Source organism: Flagellimonas flava, from assembly GCF_900129665.1.
Lineage (GTDB): Bacteria > Bacteroidota > Bacteroidia > Flavobacteriales > Flavobacteriaceae > Flagellimonas > Flagellimonas flava.
This window is the reverse complement of sequence record NZ_FQWL01000002.1, coordinates 651,159-669,564: the sequence shown is the minus strand read 5'-3', so window position 1 is coordinate 669,564 and position 18,406 is coordinate 651,159. Positions and strand designations below refer to the sequence as shown.

Genomic DNA, 18,406 nt, shown 5'->3' with positions numbered 1-18,406 from the left:
ACTTTTCATTTTAAGATTGTCCATTAATCTGTCCGGAGACTTTTTACTGGGTTAACAATGGCCGCTTTAATACTTTGGTAGCTTACGGTAAGCACGGCGGTGCCCACGGCGAGGGTCGCAGCAAGTACAAACACGTCCCAACTAATTGAAATCCGGTATGAAAAGTCCTGTAGCCATTGATCCATGGAAAACCATCCGACAGGAACAGCAATTAGAATGCCTATGCCAACCAATCTTAGAAAATCGATGGTAAGTCTATAGGTTATTTGACTGACGGAAGCGCCCAGCACCTTACGAACACCAATTTCCTTGGTTCGTTTTTGTGCATTGAATGCTGCAAGACCCAGTAGGCCCAGACAGGCTATCACGATCGATAGCACAGAGAATATCATGAAGATTTTACCCAACCGCTGCTCCGCTTGATAGGTATTGTTGAAAGATTCATCCATAAAATAATAGTCAAAAGGTTGACCAGGAGCCACTTTGTCCCAAAGCCGCCCTATACTGGAGATGCTCTCACTTAAGTTTTCGGTTTTTAACTTTATCGCCAGGGAGTTGGAAAAGGTTCCAATGGTGAGTGATAATGCTTCTATAGGTTGTCTAAGGGATTCAAAATGAAAATCCTTAACAACACCAATAACAGTTGTATAGGTAGGATTCTCTTCACCCAAATCTGCGGAAATTCGAGTGCCAATAATTTCATTTGCACTAACCCCCAACACTTCGAGAGCTGATTCGTTTACTATGGTTGCCGCGGAATCGGTGGAAATGTTCCGGTCAAAGTTTCTTCCGGCCACAATTTCCAGGTCTAGGGTAGAAAGATAATCATGGTCCACTCTCCAATTCTCCATATTGATGGCATTCTCTTGATCACGTGCACCCTCTTTAAAATATGTGCTGCTACTCCGTACCGAGGGGGTAGGGAGAAAACTGCTTAGGGTAGCATTGGTGACCTGAGCCAGTTGTTTGACTTCTTCCTTAAAACTTTGTACCTGATTTCCCGCATTCCGAACGTCATCAATGACAAGTACCTGACTTTTTTCAAAGCCCAATTCCTTGTTTTGTATAAAACGCAGTTGTTGAAAAATGGTCAAGGTTCCAACAATTAGAAAAACGGAAATCGCAAACTGAAAAATCACTAGGGCATTCCTGATTTTTCCACCACCAACATCACCTTGTCCACCAGACTTTAAAACTTTTACAGGGATAAATCGGGACATGAAAAATGCTGGATACATTCCAGAAAAGAGCCCTAACACCAATGTGCTTGCGATTAAAATCAACCAGAACATTGGATTCCCAAAGGGAATGGAAATGTCCTTTCCGGCCAGATCGTTGAAATAGGGTAGGGCAAGGAGGGCAACTCCCAAGGAAAGCAGTAAGGAGATAAAGGAGACCAACCCGGATTCTATCAAAAATTGTCTTACCAAATCCTTTTTTTGTGAGCCCAAGGTCTTTCGCACACCCACCTCTTTGGCTCGCTTAAGTGAGTGGGAGGTAGATAGATTCATGAAATTGACGCTTGCCAAAACAATAAGAAAGACAGCAATAAAGGAAAGGATGTAGATGTTTTGAATGGTTCCATTGGGACTCATTTCCGTTTTTTTGCTGGAATAGAGATGAATATCCTTTAGCGGCATTGTACTATAGTTTATATAGTTGCCAGATGCTGTAAAGGATTCCTCGGTCATTCCCGGATAGTACACCTGCACCCATGGAATCAGATATTTTCCGATGAGTGAGCCCAGGGAGGCATCCAACTCTGAACTATTTGCGGAAGGAACGAGTTTGATAAAGGTGAAGTAATTGTGACTTCCCCAATGCGCAACCTGCATATTGGGATATCCGGCCATATTCATAAAAACACTATGGTTTCTTAGAAAGGAATTCTTTGGAAAATCTTCCAATACTCCGCTTACGGTATAGGTCTGGGTATTATTTACAACCATCTTTTGGCCGAGGGCGTTATTCACACCAAAGTGTTTTTCCGCCGCTGTTCGGGTCATAACCAGGGTGTTTGGATCTTTTAGCGCTGTGTTTGGATTGCCCACCAATAATTTTAGCCCGAACATTTTAAAAAGAGTGGAATCCGCGTAGGTGGTGAAAAGCTCTTTTGCATTTACTGTGGCATTACTTTTTCTTAGCATCAGACTGCCATTATCAGCGAAGCGTGTTGTTTCTTCTATTTGTGGAAAGTCTCTTTTTAAAGCCGCTGCCATGGGTTCGGAAACCTCCCCAAGTTGTTCCATTAACCCTCCAAATTTTACATCTGCGTTGATGCGATAGATGCGGTCAGCGTCCGTAAACATGGTATCATACTGCAGCTCATCATAAATGTAAAGAGCGATCAACAAACTGCCGGCCATGCCAATGGCGAGACCAAAGGTGTTCAAGAAAGTAAAGAAGGGCTGCTTTTTAAGGCTCCTCCAGGCGATTTTGATATGATTTTTTAGCATGACTGATGTTTTTTGATGATGAAAATTCAGATTGATGGGCTCATTCGGTTCTTAGACTTTGCACGGGATTGACAATTGCCGCTTTAATACTCTGATAACTTACCGTGAGCAGAGATATGACCACAGCAAGGATTGCAGCGAGCACCAGCACCCACCATTTCACTTCAATTCGATAGGAGAAATCCTCCAGCCATTTGTTCATGGCGTACCATCCCACAGGGAGGGATATAATAATGGCCACTCCCACCAGTTTTAGAAAGTCGGCGGAGAGCCTGTATGTAATTTGCCCAACTGTGGCGCCCATAACCTTGCGCACCCCAATTTCCTTGGTCCTTTTTTCGGCATTGAAGGCAGCAAGCCCGAACAATCCCAAACAGGCAATAAGAATGGAGAGTGTTGTGAAAATGAAAAATATTCGGCCCAACCGCTGCTCCGCCTTATAGGTTTTGTTGAACGAGTCTTCCATAAAATAGTAATCAAAGGGCTGACCAGGAGCCAAACGACTCCAGATATCCTCAACCCCAGAAATAGCGGTTTGAAAATCGGCGGTTCTCAGTTTAATGGCCATGGACTCGGAGAAATTGTTTAAATGAAGGCTAAGTGCCTCAATATCTTCCCGAAATGGTGAAAAGTGAAAGTCTTTTACCACACCAACAATGGTAAAGAATCTGGGGTTTTCTTCTCCCAAGTCGGGAGTATAGCGTTTTCCGATAACCTCTTCTGGCGACATACCTATTGTCCCCACAGCAGATTCGTTTATTATAATACTAAGGGAATCTGCCTTGAACTGCTGATCGAAATTCCTTCCAGCAATAATTTCAAAGCCCATGGTGGAAACATAATCATGATCCACACCCCATGTCTGCATACTTACGGCCCTCTCTTGGTCCGTGGCCCCATCTTCGGGTGCAAAGGTACTGTCTCCCCGAGGGGAGGGCGTAGGGAAGAAGCTGCTCAAGGAGGCATTTTGCACATATCCCAGTTTTTTGACCTCTTCTTTGAATGACTCCATTTTATCACCAATGGTATAAACGTCATTGACAATAAGCACCTGCTCCTTGGAAAATCCAAGATCTTTATTTTGAATATACTTCAACTGTTGATAGACCACTAAGGTCCCGATAATGAGAAATACGGAAATGGCAAATTGAAAAATGACCAAACCGTTACGAACCTTGCCGCCACCCAGACTATTGCTATTGGAGCCTTTGAGAACCTTAACCGGGATAAATTTGGACATGAAGAAGGCCGGATAACTCCCCGAGAATAGCCCAAGGATGATTCCCATGGCAAATAGGATAATCCAAAAGAGTGGGTTGGTATATGGAAAGGCAATTTCCTTGTCAGCTAGGTCATTAAAAAAAGGCAGCGTGATCATGGCAATTATAATGGCAAAAAGTAGGGCGCCAAAAGACACCAAACCCGATTCTACCAAAAACTGCCTTATGAGTTCCCCTTTGATGGAGCCCAGTGTTTTTCTTACTCCTACTTCTTTGGCCCTTTTCAAGGAATGGGCCGTGGAAAGATTCATGAAATTAACACAGGCCAACACAATTAGGAAGGTTGCAATGAAACTTAAAATATAAATACTTTGAATGTTGTTGTTAGGGCTTATTTCGGCTACCCGATCCGACTTTAAGTGAATGTCTGTTAAAGGGATGGTGCTGTAGTTAAGATGGTTTCCGGCTGCCTTGAACTGCTCTTCGGTAATTCCGGGCATGAATTGTTGAACGCCTGGGATCACATACTTGCCCAAGAAGTCAAGCAAAGGCTCCTGCATGTCTTTAGCGCTGGCCGATGGAATGAGTTTAATAAAAGTTTGATAATTATTACTTCCCCAGTTTACAATTCTTGAGTCCTCCAATCCGGCCATCGCCATGAATACGGTATGATCCCTTAGGAATGAGTTTTTAGGAAAGTCCTCTATAACCCCGGTCACTGTAAAGGTCCTACTGTTGTTCATCTCTAGAGTTTGTCCCAATGCATCATTGATGTTGAAATGCTTTTCCGCGGCGGATTTGGTGAGTACCATTGTGTTAGGTGAGGTCAACGCTGTTTTCTGATCGCCTACCAACAATCGCACCCCGAACATTTTAAAAAATGTGGAGTCCACAAAAGTGGATTGTAGTTCCTTCACATTCACTTCGGTTCCGGTGCGTTTAATAAGAGCACTGCCACGGGTTCTAAATCGGGTGGTGAGTTCCACTTCAGAAAAATCATTTTCGATGGCCTCCGCGATTGGCGCTGGCGAAACGGCGAATTTGCGATCTTCCCCACCAAATTTAATGTCGGAATTTATCCGGTGTATCCGATCTGCATCGGCAAACATGGTATCATAGCTGAGTTCGTCATATATGTAAAGAGATATAAGAAGTCCTCCAGCAATGCCTATCGCCAATCCAAATATGTTTAGAAAAGTGAAGAAGGGTGCCTTTTTAAGGCTCCTCCAGGCTATTTTAATGTGATTTTTAAACATGATCGTTCGTTTTTGATATTTTATTCGGTCCGAAGGCTTTTCACCGGACTGGATAATGCTATTTTAAAGGTTTGATAACTGATGGTTACCAGGGTTATGAACAGAGTTGAAACAATGGCAATGGCGAAAATCCACCAATGGATTTCAGTTCGATATGAGTACCCCTGGAGCCACTGCTCCATGAAGTACCAAGCAATTGGCGTAGCCAAAACACCTGCTATTAAAATGAGTTTGAAAAAATCCATCGTGAACAAGGCCAAAATTTTGGAGACACTGCTCCCCAACACTTTTCTTATCCCGATTTCACGAGTGCGATGGCCTACAAAAAACAGGATCAATCCATATAGCCCGAGGCACCCAATGGAAATGGCAAGACCTGAGAACACTTTGGATAGTGAGAGATAGCGTTGCTCTGTTTCGTATTGCTCCGCAACCCGTTCATTCATGAATCGATATTCGTATACATATCCAGGAAATGCATCGGACCAAAGGGTTTCAATTTGACCTAAAGTGTTCTCTACATTTTGCGGGCTTATTTTTAGTGCAATTTCGTTGTACGAGCTTGGCTTTTGGACGATGAAAGCTGCACTAATTTCTTGTTTGAAATCTGCATCATGAAAGCTGTCCACCACACCCACTATAGTTCCTTGGACATAGCCGCCATTGGCTCGGAATTTCTTACCGATCATTTCCTCGGGGTCAAGTATTCCCAATTTTTCACCAAATCTTTTGTTGACGAGCACTTCTGAGATGCTATCGCTTTCAAAATAATTTCGCCCAGCCAATAAGTCCAGCCCAAAAACATTCAAATAATCAATATCTCCCATTTTATAATTGATGTTGAAGGCTTCATCCTTTGGATTATTATGGTATCTAACACCGGTGGTCCAATTGCTTTTGGCAGCTCCTGGACTACTGAGACATGCCGTTACTTGCTGTACTCCAGTTATTTTTTTAAATCGTTGTTTTAGGGATTTAATCTTGATAGGCTCGGTAACCGTGGGGATGTCCACCATTACAATGGATTCGGTGTTAAAGCCCAAATCAGAGTTTATGGCATGGTCCATTTGCCTTGAAATGATGACCGTTGCAGCAATCAAGGCAATGGAAATGGCAAATTGGGCCACCACCAATATCTTGCGGGTCGTTGTTCCACCAGTATCTTTTTGGCTTAGCTTTCCTTTTAAAGCGAGAACGGGAACAATTCTCGACATAAGAATACCCGGATAACTCCCAGAAAGGAATGATACCAGAACGAGAACCACAGTGAGAAAAGCAAAGACGCGCCAGCCCAATAAATCGCTGAGGGTAATCTCTATTTGGAAAAGCCCGTTAAACTGAGGAAGTACCGCCGCGGCCAAACAAATCCCAAGAACTGCTGCGAAAAGACCAATTATAAAGGTCTCGGACAAAAACTGCAAGAAAAGATGATGCCTAAAACTGCCAAGCACTTTACGAACACCTATTTCTCGTGAACGCGTGAAGGCCTGTGCCGTTGAAATATTTACGAAGTTGATGCTCCCAATTAAAATCAAAAACAAACCAATAATTCCAAAGGCCCAAAGTACAGTGGGGTCCATTCCCCAATAATTTGGATTTAGATGGATATCGGCCAAGGGCTGCAGTTTATAAACATGTTTGTTTGCAAAGCCTTTTCGATGCTTCTCTGGAAGTTCCAGTAATGCTTTTTCGATATGGGCTACATTTTGGTTGGGTTTTAAAAGCACCAAACATTGTAAATCTGAGGTCATACCGTTCCATGTTTCCAAGGCGGCATAATCTTCTAGGGCAATCAAGGTCTTAAAAGAAATGAACAGTCCCTGGTTTACCATGGATGTTTTCGGCAAATTTGCCAATACACCTATCACCTCAATGGTTTCCCTATTATCCAAAACAAAGGTTTTTCCCAGGGGATCAATGTTTCCAAACCATCTTTTGGCCGTGCTTTCGCTCACATATGCGGTATTGGGCTCATCCAAAGTTCTGGACCCCATGGATTTAATCAAGGGAAAATGCATGATATCAAAGAAGTCCGGTTCTGCAAAGACAGCATCTTCTTTTAGCTGGATTACCTGATTCCCTTGATCAACACTAACGAGGTTTCCTTCCCATGTATTTATTTTGGCCACTTTTTCCGCATAGGCATAGTTTTCGCGAAATTCCTTGGCAAAAGCAGGTGGAACCGAAGGTTCATACGTTAAGATGTCTGCATATTCCTCGGTGACGACCCTGTATATTCTATTGGCATTTTCGTGGAACTTATCAAATGAAAGATGGTAGTTTAAGAATAGGTAAATGAGAATACTGCTGCCAAACCCAATAGCCAATCCTAAAATGTTAATGGCAGTGAAGACCTTCCTTTTGGTAAGGTTTCGCCAAGCTATTTTAAAATGGTTCTTAAACATATTTTTTTATTTCAATGCATTTCCTACTCCGTTCTAAGGCTTTTTACCGGGCTGGCCAAGGCCACTTTTAAGGTCTGATAGCTTATCGTGATCAAGGTGATGATCATAATGGAAATCATAGCAAGGGCAAATATCCACCAATGTATCTCCGTTCGGTAGGCGTATCCCTGCAGCCATTGTTCCATTAGGTACCAAGCTATGGGTGTCGCAAAAGCGCCTGCAACAATGATGAGTTTGAAAAAGTCGGCAGTGAACAGGGTCAAAATGTCCCCAACGTTGCTACCGAGCACTTTTCTAATTCCTATTTCCTTGGTGCGTTGCCCAACAAAAAAGAGTATCAATCCGTAAAGCCCAAGACATCCGATGATAATGGCCAGCACCGAGAACACCTTGGACAGGCTTAGATAGCGTTGCTCAGTTTCATATTGCTCGGCCACACGTTCGTCCAAAAACCGGTACTCGTAGATATATTCTGAAAAGGCAGATTCCCATTCATTACCTATTTGCTCCAAGGTCTGTGCAGTGTTGTTACTATTTATCTTAATCGCCAATTCCGAGAACCAGGAATTTTTGGACCCGATAAAAACAGGGTTTATCTCCTGGGTAAAGTCCGTATCATGAAAATCTTGAACAACACCTACAATGTTGACGTTGATGTCTCCACTAACTTGAAGTTTTTTACCAATCATCTCCTCCGGAGACTCCAAGCCCAGTTTTTGACCAAGTCTTTCGTTGACCAATACTTCAATAAGGGAATCATTTTCAAAAAAATTACGGCCGGCTACCAAAGGAATATCAAAGGTTTTCAGGTAGTTTTGATCTCCTGCCTTGATTTCTATACTAAATTCTTCATGCTCCCCCCTGTTATTATACTTTAAGCTGGTACCCCAATTACTACTGGCCGCACCTGGGCTGCTCAAACAGGCTGAAACATTTTCCACACCCGGGATTTGTCCCAATCTTTCTTTTAGCGCTTTAAGTGGAACAGGTTCCATATCCGTAGGGATGTCCACCATGACCACAAAGTCCTTATCAAAGCCCAAATCCGTGTTAATGGCATAGTCAATTTGTCTTGAAATGATAAGCGTGGCCGCTATTAAGGTTATGGAAATGGCAAATTGGGCGACCACCAAAACCCGTCTTGTAGTTGCACCTCCAGTATCGTTGTGATCGAGTTTTCCTTTAAGGGCGAGTACCGGTACAATACGTGACAATAGTAAGCCCGGGTAACTTCCGGATAGAAAAGAAACGGTTATCAGGACCAACGATAAAAAGGCGATAAACTTAAGGTTCAAAAGGTCCGAAGCCGCCAATTTTATCTGAAAGAGCTCGTTAAATGCCGGGATGAAAAGAAGTGCAAGACCCACCCCAAGAAATAGGGCAAACAACCCGATAACAAAGGTTTCCGAAAGGAATTGCCAGAACAAGTGTTTTTTGATGCTTCCCAAGACCTTACGAACACCAATCTCCTTGGATCGATAAAAGGCTTGGGCAGTTGAAATGTTTATAAAATTGATGGACGCTATAATGATCAAGAACAAACCAATGATTCCAAAAACCCAAAGCAGGGTTGGGTCCAACCCTCCATAGGTAGCATCGAGGTGCATAGTGGATAGCGGTTGAAGTTTGTACACATGCTTGTTCTTACTTTTTGGCCGGTGCATTTTGGGCAGCTCGGTCAGTGCCTCTTCTATGGCTGCAATATCCTGATTAGGGTGCAAGAGAGCGAAACATTTGAGATTGGTGGTAATGCCATTCCAGTTTTCAGAACCGGCAAACTCAAAGAAATCCGTGATATTGTCAAAGGACACAAACACCTCGGTCTGCAAAAAAGATGTTTTGGGAAGATCTTTGAGCACCCCGGTAATTTCGATGGTTTTATCATTTTCAAGCACAAAACTCTCACCTTCAATATCAGTTCTGCCGAACATCTTGTTCGCTGCAGACTCGGTTATCACAGCTGTGTTTGGAGCTGATAATGAAATCTCATTGCTGCCATTGATTAAGGGATAGTTGAAAATCTTAAAGAAATCCTCCTCTGCAAAAACAATGTCCTGTTTAAACTTGCTTACAACACCGTTTTTTTCGGCATCCACTACAAGACCGTCGTATTCCACAATTTTGGCCACCTTTTCCGCATAATCGTAGTCATTCAAAAAAGTTTTGGCAAAAGCAGGAGGAACACTGGGATCGTATTCTACATAATCTCTATGTTCCTCTGTGACCATTCTGTAAATACGGTCGGTGTTTTCATGGAAATTATCAAAAGAAAGGTGATAGCTTAAGAACAGATAAATCAAGATACTGCTTCCAAAACCTAGGGCCAATCCCAGGATATTGATGGCAGTGAACACCTTTCTTTTGATAAGGTTCCTCCAGGCAATTTTTAGATAGTTCTTAAACATTTGATTGTTTTTTGATTGTTGTGACTGATGAATAAACTCCCTCTCGCTAGGCCATTGCACCCATGGGTTTGTTTTGACTTTGGGTTACGATTTGACCATCGAACAGGTTAATGACCCGGTGGGCGTAGTGCGAATCCCGGTCAGAGTGGGTCACCATTACAATGGTGGTCCCCTCCTGATTCAGTTCCGTCAATAGGTTCATAACCTCAATTCCATTTTTAGAGTCCAAATTACCCGTGGGCTCATCCGCTAAGATCAATTTTGGATTGGTCACAACGGCACGGGCAATAGCGACTCTTTGTTGTTGTCCTCCAGAAAGCTGTTGGGGGAAGTGCTTTTCCCGATGCGCAATTTTCATGCGCTCCAAAACCTTTTTCACTTTTTCCCTTCTTTCGGCCTTGTTCATTTTCAGATAGATCAAGGGAAGCTCTACATTTTCGTAGACGGTAAGCTCATCAATGAGATTGAAACTTTGGAAAACAAAACCAAGGTTTCCCTTACGAAGCTGGGTGCGTTGGCTTTCCTTGAGGCCACCAACCTGATGCCCGGCAAATTGGTAACTGCCCTCGGTAGGATTATCCAGCATACCAATAATGTTGAGCAAGGTGGACTTTCCGCAACCCGAAGGCCCCATGATGGCAACAAATTCACCTTCGGCAACCGTTAGGTCAACACCGTTAAGGGCCAAAGTCTCTACCTCTTCAGTTCTAAAGCTCTTTTTTAGATTTTCTATCTGTATCATTTTTCGATTATTATTTAGCAGTTAGTTTTGTTCTTAGTTTAAGGATGGAAATAGATAAATGCAATTCCAGCTCTTCCTCATCTTCGATATAAGGAATCCAGTCTAGGTTGAAGTAGTCCTCGTAAGGATCAAAGCCTTCCGGAAGATACTCGGAAGGGTCAAAACCCAAATCAATCCTATCATCCTCCATATAGTTGATGGAAGTAACCCCTACAATATCCGAATAGGCATCAAACCCTTCTGGCAGGTAATGTGCGCTGTCAAACTCTAGAGCGCAGTCCTTTTCTTCCTCGATGTATGGAATCGACATTACATCCATATAAACTTTATGCGGGTCAAAGTCCTTGGGAAGATAGTCAGCGGAGTCAAAACCGAGGTCTAGGTCCTCATCCTCAATAAATACAATTTCATTTAGGTCCGTTAAGGGAGCTTTATAATGCTTTTGGTTCGCCATGGCGGCACTACCCAGTAGCACGCATCCATATAATAATAGCTTTTTCATTTTTTGATTGAATTTTATTTTAATACGATTCTTTCGGCAGTTCCAAAACTGTCATAGTTACTTGTAATTACCTGTTCGCCAGGTTGAAGGCCGTCCAGCACTTCAAAATATCTTGAATTCTGTTTTCCGATCCGGATGTTCCGTTTTAGGGCTTCACTTTCGTCCGCGTTCACCACAAAGACCCATTGTCCGCCAGTGCTTTGGAAAAATCCTCCCTTGGGCAACAAAAGTGCATCGCTGGAAGCCCCGAGTTGAAGCCTGATGTTATAGCTCTGTCCGGCCCTGATGGTTTCTGGCTTTTCGCCGGTAAAGACAAGGTCCACTTTAAATCTTCCGTTCCTTACCTCAGGATATACCTTGCGCAATCGAAGACCATATTCATTGCCGTTTCGCTCCAAAGAGGCTTGCAGCTCCCTTTTGACCCGATCAATGTAGTGCTCATCAATCTCGGCTTCAATTTTAAAATCCGTAAGCACATTGACCTGTCCTATACGTTCGCCTTGCTGTATGTTCTGTCCGATTTCCGCATCCAAAAAACCAAGCTGGCCATCGGCGGGGGCGCGTACATTAAGATGATCCAAACGTTCATAGACCATGGACAGTGTTTGGCGCATGCGCTGAAGGTCGCCATCCAAGCTGGTCAAAGAGGTTCTACGAAGTTCATCGTCCTGCTCCGTTTGCAACTTTACAATATCGTACTGGCGTTTGGAAAGCTCATAGTTTTCCTTGGATAACAAATAGGCTTCTTTGGAAATGAGCTCATCATTATAGAGTGCTTCGTTCTGTTCGTAGTTTCGCTTTAGACGCTGTAGATCATATTCGGCGGTAGCCAAGGATCGCTTTCCTTCCACCTGTCTTGAGTCGAAGGTAAGTTTGGTGGAACGCAGGTCGTTTTGCTTTAGGGCCAGGTTACTTTCGCTGGCCAGGATTTGTTCGTACAAACCTATATTCTCCAATTTCAGGATGATATCACCTTTCTTCACCATGGTGCCTTCCTCTATAAGTTTTTCGGCAACCCTACCACCCTCATAAGCATCCATGTAAATAGTGGCTATGGGCGCTACATTCCCGTTAATGGTAATGTAATCATCAAATTTCCCCTCACTTACCTGGGCAATGGACAACCGTTCCTTATCTGTCCGGTAGGTGGACATGGAATTGGAAAAGAGTAGTTTCCATCCCATAAATAAGACCAATACACCTAATGCGATGTAACCGTAATGCTTCGGTCTTAATCCTTTCTTTTTTTCAAGTTGTATATCCATTGTTGTTTTAGTTGATATTAAAAATGGGCAGGCCGCTGTAAAAGTCTATGGTACTTTTATTGACTTTGAGGCGTAAGCCTACCTGTAAGTTCTCATTTTGGGCCACTCCGTACAAATTCTTGGCCTGAAAAAGATCTAATGCATTGATCAAACCCTTTTCGTATTGTTTTTGTGCGATGGAAAAAGCCAACTCCTGTGCTTCCATACGTTTTATGCTTTGCTGGTATTCGTCTTTCAAGGCTTCATTGGTCTGGACCAATTGCTGCAATAATTGAAAGAGTTCCTGTTCTTGGATTTCCAAATTGTTCTTGGCTTGTAGGTAAGCGATTTTTTGCTGTTTGACCCGAGATCGGTTGGCCCAGCCCATACTTAAGGGGACATTTAACTCTGCTCCCACAAAGCGGGAAAAGTTATCGCCCAACTGTTGTCTAAAAGGAATGACCATATCGTTGTCATCCCTGTTGGTTTCTGAAAACCCTGAGTTTAAGCTGGCAATTACCGTAAGGGAAGGGTATAGGCTGCCGCGTGTGGCCTGCATCTGTTTTTTGGCCGCTTTGGTGCGCAAATCTTGCGCTTTCACCAAGGGAACAAATTCCCTGGCCACCCGGTAGATGGAATCCAAGGAAGCTTTCTCGGTTAGCTCGGTTGAAATGGGGTCCAACGAGGTCTCAAGTTCGATGTTATTTTCCTCTGTGAGGTTCATTTCCTGTAACAACGTAAGTTTTGAAAGTGCCAGCAGGTTTTTGTTTTGGGTCACCAAAAGTTTATCCCCCAAAAGATTGGACTCTGCTTCATACAGATCCGCCTTGGCCATAAGGCCCAATTCCACTTGCTTTTGAACCAGGTTATAGTTGGATTGCGACAACTCAAGTTGTTCCAGAGAATTTGCCACCAATCCTTCGTTGAATTTAATGTCATAATAAGCTGACATTACCCTAAAGGCCAATAGAAACTTTTGCTGGGTGACATCTTCCTGTGTTGCGCGGTAAATAAATTTTGAGGCCTTGATCGTGTTTAGTTTCTGAAACCCTTGGAACACATCAATATTTGCCCTTAAACTGTAACTGGTGCTATAGAACTCATTGTTGACCAATACACCGGTTTGTGGATCTTCAATAAGACCTTCGCTATAGCGATAGTCCGAAAAGCCCGTGACATTGGGGAGCAGGTTTCGAATGGATTGACGGTAGGTTTCCTTACCCGAATCCTCAGCGTAGGAAGTGTTTTTTACTTGGAGGTTATGGTCAATTGCATAGGAAACGCATTCCTCCAAAGACCACTTTTTTTGGGAAAACCCGAGGGTTGTAACCAGGAATGTAAATAATGATATGTATAGTTTTTTTGTCATTTTATATGAACTGTGCCAAAATAGTTGCTATTCTTATGCCAAAAGAATAAAAACCTGACAAACAGAACATTATAGAATTGGAAAGTGATTTTGAGAATGAAAGGTGTAAAATATTTGTACAAAATATGTCCAAATATTTTACACGGCCTATAAAATTTGAAAGTCAAATTGTAGTTTTATCCGAAACACATCAATTCCGATATGACCGAGGCCAAGATTTTGGTGATAGATGATAATAAAAGTGTACTTAGCGCTTTGGAAATTCTATTACAGTTTGAATATAAGAGTGTGGAGACGCTGTTTAATCCGAACCAGATTTCATCCTTTCCAAACATGGAAGAAATTGACATTGTGCTTTTGGACATGAACTTTTCAGCCGGGGTGAACACCGGAAATGAAGGACTTTACTGGTTGAATGAAATTAAAAAGAAGTCGCCCAACACCTCTGTCATTATGATGACGGCATATGGAGCAGTTGACTTGGCCGTAAGAGCACTGAAGCAGGGCGCATCCGATTTTGTATTGAAACCATGGAACAATGAGCGACTATTGGCCACTGTAAAATCGGCCTACGAACTCAGAAAATCCAAACAAGAAATACATCAGCTTAAGAAAAAAGAGAATGAGCTTAAGCAGGTCATCAACGCCGATAAAAACTTCATCATTGGAAACTCAAAGGCCCTTACCTCGGTATTAAATTTGGTGAGGAAGGTGGCCAAAACCGATGTGAATGTCCTAATAACTGGAGAAAACGGAACAGGAAAGGAGCTCATTGCAAGGGAACTGCATCGCCTTTCCCCTAGAAAAGGAGAGTTGTTCATTGGGGTCGACATGGGCTCCATAGCTGAAAATCTGTTTGAGAGTGAACTGTTTGGACATATAAAGGGATCGTTCACGGATGCCAAGGAAGATCGCGCTGGAAAGTTTGAAGCAGCCCATAAGGGAACCTTATTTTTGGATGAAATGGGAAACTTATCCCTTCAAACACAGGCCAAATTATTATCGGCCATACAGAATAAATCGGTGGTACGGGTAGGGTCAAACAAACCTATTGCAGTCGACATCCGTTTGATCAGCGCCACCAATTGTAATTTGGAACAAATGGTTGCCGATGGTCTTTTTCGGGAAGATTTGCTCTACAGATTAAACACCATTAATATTGAGGTGCCGCCACTTAGGGAGCGGGAAGGTGATATTTTGGTCTTGGCGGAATTTTTCCTGAAGAAGTTTGCTGCCAAATATGACAAGCCGGGATTGCGAATCAACAATCTAGCCCATGAAAAGCTCATGGAATATCCCTGGCCTGGAAATGTTAGGGAGTTACAGCATACCATGGAAAGGGCCGTGATTCTTTCGGAAGGAAACGTTTTGAAACCCACGGACTTTTTACTGCATTCCAAACCACTGCAATCCATGGAACATATGCCGTCCACTTTGGACGAGATGGAACAGCAGATGATTGCCAGGGCTCTGGAAGAACATGATGGAAACTATAGTGCAGCCGCAGGACAGTTGGGAATTTCGCGCCAGACATTGTACAACAAACTGAAGAAAAAGAATAAGTAATGGCCAGCCGTAATTTTTATCTCCAGCTTATTTTAAGGGTAATCCTAATTACACTAACGGCATTGGGCATTGCCATGTCTTTTGTGAAAGAGTGGTATTTTACTTTCGGACTTATGGTAATCTTAATGGTTTCGCAGGTCTATGCACTGATTACCTTTATCAATAGAACCAATAGAAAGATTGCTTATTTTTTCGATGCCATAAAAAATGAAGATTTTACCTTGCGTTTTCCGGAGCAGGTGACCATCAAATCCTTCAAGGAACTGAACCAAAGCCTGAACCGAGTGAATGGATTGATTCAAGAAGTGCATTTGCAATTGCAGATCAGGGAGCAGTATTATCAGGAAATTTTAAGGCAGGCCAGTATTGGAATACTGTCTTTTAATGAAAAAGGGCACATCCTGTTTTCCAACCCTACTATGGAAAATCTATTGAACTACACGCCTTTAAATCACATTAAGCAGTTAGCACAAGTAGATGAAAACCTGTATCAGGTTTTTCAATCCTTTAAGCCATTTGAAAGGCGTTTGTTCCAATTGTCCACGGAAAGGGAACAAATTCAACTGGCCATGAAATCCACCCCTTTGGTATTGGATGGGCAATCCCTGTTGTTAGTGGTGGCCCAAGATATCAATGATGAACTGGATGAAAAAGAGACCCAATCCTGGGTTCGACTCATCCGTGTGCTTACGCACGAAATAATGAACACGATTACACCGATAGCCTCCATTTCTGATTCCATTATCAAGTACTATCGCACCAACGACGAAATGGTGGCTTTGGAGGATCTTGATGAAACGCAGATTAAAAACACCTTGAAAGGATTAGAGGTAATCAAGGACCAGGGGAACAACCTTATGGACTTTGTCCAATCGTACAGAAGTTTGCTCAGTGTTCCGGACCCCAACAAAGCTATAGTTTCCGGTAAGGCCCTGTTGGAAAAAATTGAGGTTCTAATGGCTGCTAAACCGGAAAAATCGAGCTTAGAAGTAAGTTGTGAACCTTCAGACCTGGAGTTTTTTATCGATGAAAAACAAATTTCCCAAGTGTTGATCAACCTGTGCAAAAATGGATTGCAGTCTGTAAAGGACATGGAAAATGGGCGGGTGTTGTTAAAGGCCGGCATTGAAAAAGAAAGTATAAAGTACATCGAAATCATTGATAATGGCCCGGGCATACCTGAAGACCTGATAGATGAAGTTTTTGTGCCGTTCTTTACCACAAAATCCGAGGGCACTGGAATTGGACTGAGTCTTTCCAAAAGGGTAATGCAACTCCACGGAGGCAGCCTAAAAGTAAGATCTATCCCAAATCGGGAAACCGTTTTTAGATTGACTTTTGTATAAGGGACGCTACCATGGATGTAAAGGAAAAAGCACTAAAACATTGTTTGGATTACATCGCCCAGAAAAGGGCATTGTTGCAGCAGCGAACGAAGGCTTTGCAAGAATCCTTGAATTCGGAAACAAAGAGCAGCGCCGGGGACAAACATGAAACAGGTAGGGCCATGGTGCAGCTTGAGCAGGAAAAATTGGGAAAGCAGTCCATGGAACTGGACCGGATGGCACGCGTGTTGGCCCAGGTTGATATTGGCACCAATACCGGAAAGATCAGCCTTGGAAGTTTGGTTACCACATCTACAGCGGTGTATTTTGTCGCAATTTCTTCAGGTGCGATGAACACCACGAACAGTAAAAGTATTTTTTGTATTTCTCCCAGTTCCCCCATTGCGCAAGCCATGTTTGGTAAAGAAACAGGGGATAGTTTTGTCTTTAACGGAACCGAGCATTATATCACGGCGTTGGCCTGACTTTAGAAACTTCAATAACGCCGATGTTGGCTAATCCCATTTGGGTTTCTGGCGATTTACCTTTTTGTCCGAGGCTTTTCGTTTTAGTTTAAGGCGTTTTTCAACAGCAGCTTTGGAAGGCTTTGTAGGTTTTCTTTTTTTGGGAACCTTTAGGGCTTTTTGTACGAGTTCAAAAAAGCGCTTTACTACAATTTGCTTGTTTTTATGTTGACTTCTGGAGGTATCGCACTGCAAAACCATGACGGCATCCTTGGTAATCTTGGTTCCAAGCTTATGCAGCAATCGTTCTTTTTCCAGTGATGAAAGCCCATCGGACAGTAAAATCGAAAAGCTAAGCTCAACTTTGGAGGATACCTTGTTCACATGCTGACCTCCGGCCCCACTGCTGCGAATGGCCTTGAATTCAAGTTCCCTTTGTATCTGTTCCTGGTTCAATGTTGAGACGATTGTTAATGGTGTCCAAAGATACATTAAGGAAAACCGTATCCCCGGATTTTAGTCGTTTTTGGCAATTAAAATAGATGACGATACCTTCTTCATTCTCACTTTTTGTGAGGTAGTGTTCTCCCTTAAAAAAGGAATCGGTTACCGTGACTTCAAGCCCGGATTTTTTAGAAGGCAGAAATTCGTGCGGATAGATTAATACAGAGGCATCAATTTCCGCATAGGACTTTAAGATGCTAATAGGGACTTCGTTAACTTCTCCGAAAAGTGAAGCCGTATAATAATCCGGCGGATTCCGAAATAGCTTTTTGGTTTTTTGATGTGCGACTGTTCTCCCCTGGCGCAAAACCATGATGTTGTCAGCATATGGGAGTACATCGTTGGGATCATGACTTGCCGTGAGGACCGTGATATTTTGACTTTTAAGATATGAGAACAGATTTCTACGGAGCGAGTTGCGCTTAAAATTGTCGATGTGTCCAAAAGGTTCATCCAACAAAAGCACCTCTGGCTCCTGCGCCAGTACCCTGGCCAGAGCCACCCGTTGCTGCTGGCCTCCGCTAAGATTTTTCACCTTGACCTTGGCAAACTGCTCCAATTCTATTAGCTGTAAAAGTTCCTGAATTCTCGCTTCATGGGTTTCCCGTTCAAAAACGGATAGGTGTTGTCCAATGTTTTCCTCGACCGTGGTGAAGGGCATTAAATCAAAATCTTGGGAAAGATATTTCATATAAGGTTCCCCTGGGACAAGATTGAATTGGGGCCCTAAAGCCTGAACCTGGCCCCAAAATATTTCCCCATGTTCCAGATGTAACAGGCCATAAATGACCTTTAGCAAGGTACTCTTTCCAGAACCGCTTTCTCCCATCAAGGCCAAATGCTCCCCTTTGGCCACCTGAAAGTTGATATTTTCCAGAATGGTCTGATGCTGGTAGAAGAAGGAATCGATTTTGACGTTTAGCATGGGGTAAAACAAAAATCCGCTTC

Annotated in this window: 13 protein-coding genes; 3 read left to right on the top strand and 10 right to left on the bottom strand. The window is 42.9% G+C overall.

All coding sequences use genetic code 11. The features are described 5' to 3' along the window. Window positions 1-23: 23 nt before the first annotated feature. The 8 genes from BUC10_RS08905 to BUC10_RS08870 are packed head-to-tail and all read right to left on the bottom strand — an operon-like array spanning window position 24 to window position 13,524. Window positions 24-2,456: an ABC transporter permease gene (locus BUC10_RS08905; protein ID WP_073178529.1), complete on the bottom strand. Its 2,433-nt coding sequence runs from the start codon at window positions 2,454-2,456 to the stop codon at window positions 24-26. A 40-nt stretch (window positions 2,457-2,496) separates the two neighbouring features. Then, window positions 2,497-4,932: an ABC transporter permease gene (locus BUC10_RS08900; protein ID WP_073178527.1), complete on the bottom strand. Its 2,436-nt coding sequence runs from the start codon at window positions 4,930-4,932 to the stop codon at window positions 2,497-2,499. Between the two features lie 20 nt (window positions 4,933-4,952). Continuing rightward, window positions 4,953-7,337: an ABC transporter permease gene (locus tag BUC10_RS08895; RefSeq protein ID WP_073178524.1), complete on the bottom strand. Its 2,385-nt coding sequence runs from the start codon at window positions 7,335-7,337 to the stop codon at window positions 4,953-4,955. Between the two features lie 23 nt (window positions 7,338-7,360). Further along, window positions 7,361-9,742, bottom strand: coding sequence for an ABC transporter permease (locus BUC10_RS08890; protein ID WP_073178522.1), 2,382 nt, complete (start codon window positions 9,740-9,742; stop codon window positions 7,361-7,363). 46 nt (window positions 9,743-9,788) lie between these two features. Then, a complete protein-coding gene (locus tag BUC10_RS08885) occupies window positions 9,789-10,484 on the bottom strand; it encodes an ABC transporter ATP-binding protein (RefSeq protein WP_073178520.1) in 696 nt (231 codons plus the stop codon). 10 nt (window positions 10,485-10,494) lie between these two features. Beyond that, window positions 10,495-10,986 (bottom strand): hypothetical protein, encoded by a 492-nt coding sequence (locus BUC10_RS08880; protein ID WP_073178518.1) that lies wholly within the window; start codon window positions 10,984-10,986, stop codon window positions 10,495-10,497. A gap of 14 nt (window positions 10,987-11,000) precedes the next feature. Further along, window positions 11,001-12,251, bottom strand: coding sequence for an efflux RND transporter periplasmic adaptor subunit (locus tag BUC10_RS08875; protein ID WP_073178515.1), 1,251 nt, complete (start codon window positions 12,249-12,251; stop codon window positions 11,001-11,003). A 7-nt stretch (window positions 12,252-12,258) separates the two neighbouring features. Continuing rightward, a complete protein-coding gene (locus tag BUC10_RS08870) occupies window positions 12,259-13,524 on the bottom strand; it encodes a TolC family protein (protein ID WP_245812804.1) in 1,266 nt (421 codons plus the stop codon). Between the two features lie 276 nt (window positions 13,525-13,800). Here BUC10_RS08870 and BUC10_RS08865 point away from each other — a divergent pair, with 276 nt between their 5' ends. From BUC10_RS08865 to BUC10_RS08855, 3 genes are read left to right on the top strand one after another with little or no spacing between them, the layout of a single operon-like run. Then, window positions 13,801-15,165: a sigma-54-dependent transcriptional regulator gene (locus tag BUC10_RS08865; RefSeq protein WP_073178511.1), complete on the top strand. Its 1,365-nt coding sequence runs from the start codon at window positions 13,801-13,803 to the stop codon at window positions 15,163-15,165. Further along, window positions 15,165-16,511, top strand: a complete 1,347-nt coding sequence (locus tag BUC10_RS08860) for a sensor histidine kinase (protein ID WP_073178508.1) — start codon at window positions 15,165-15,167, stop codon at window positions 16,509-16,511. The genes BUC10_RS08865 and BUC10_RS08860 overlap by 1 nt, the downstream gene beginning before the upstream one ends. Window positions 16,512-16,522: 11 nt before the next feature. Next, entirely contained in the window at window positions 16,523-16,975 is a 453-nt protein-coding gene (locus BUC10_RS08855; RefSeq protein ID WP_073178506.1) for a GreA/GreB family elongation factor, read from the top strand. Window positions 16,976-17,005: 30 nt separating this feature from the next. On the opposite strand, the gene arfB is transcribed toward BUC10_RS08855, so the two are convergent. Both arfB and BUC10_RS08845 read right to left on the bottom strand, forming a co-directional pair. Further along, window positions 17,006-17,410, bottom strand: coding sequence for an alternative ribosome rescue aminoacyl-tRNA hydrolase ArfB (gene arfB / locus BUC10_RS08850; protein WP_073178504.1), 405 nt, complete (start codon window positions 17,408-17,410; stop codon window positions 17,006-17,008). Next, complete coding sequence (locus BUC10_RS08845) at window positions 17,379-18,383, bottom strand: sulfate/molybdate ABC transporter ATP-binding protein (protein WP_073178502.1); 1,005 nt, start codon at window positions 18,381-18,383, stop codon at window positions 17,379-17,381. The genes arfB and BUC10_RS08845 overlap by 32 nt, the downstream gene beginning before the upstream one ends. Window positions 18,384-18,406: the final 23 nt, after the last annotated feature.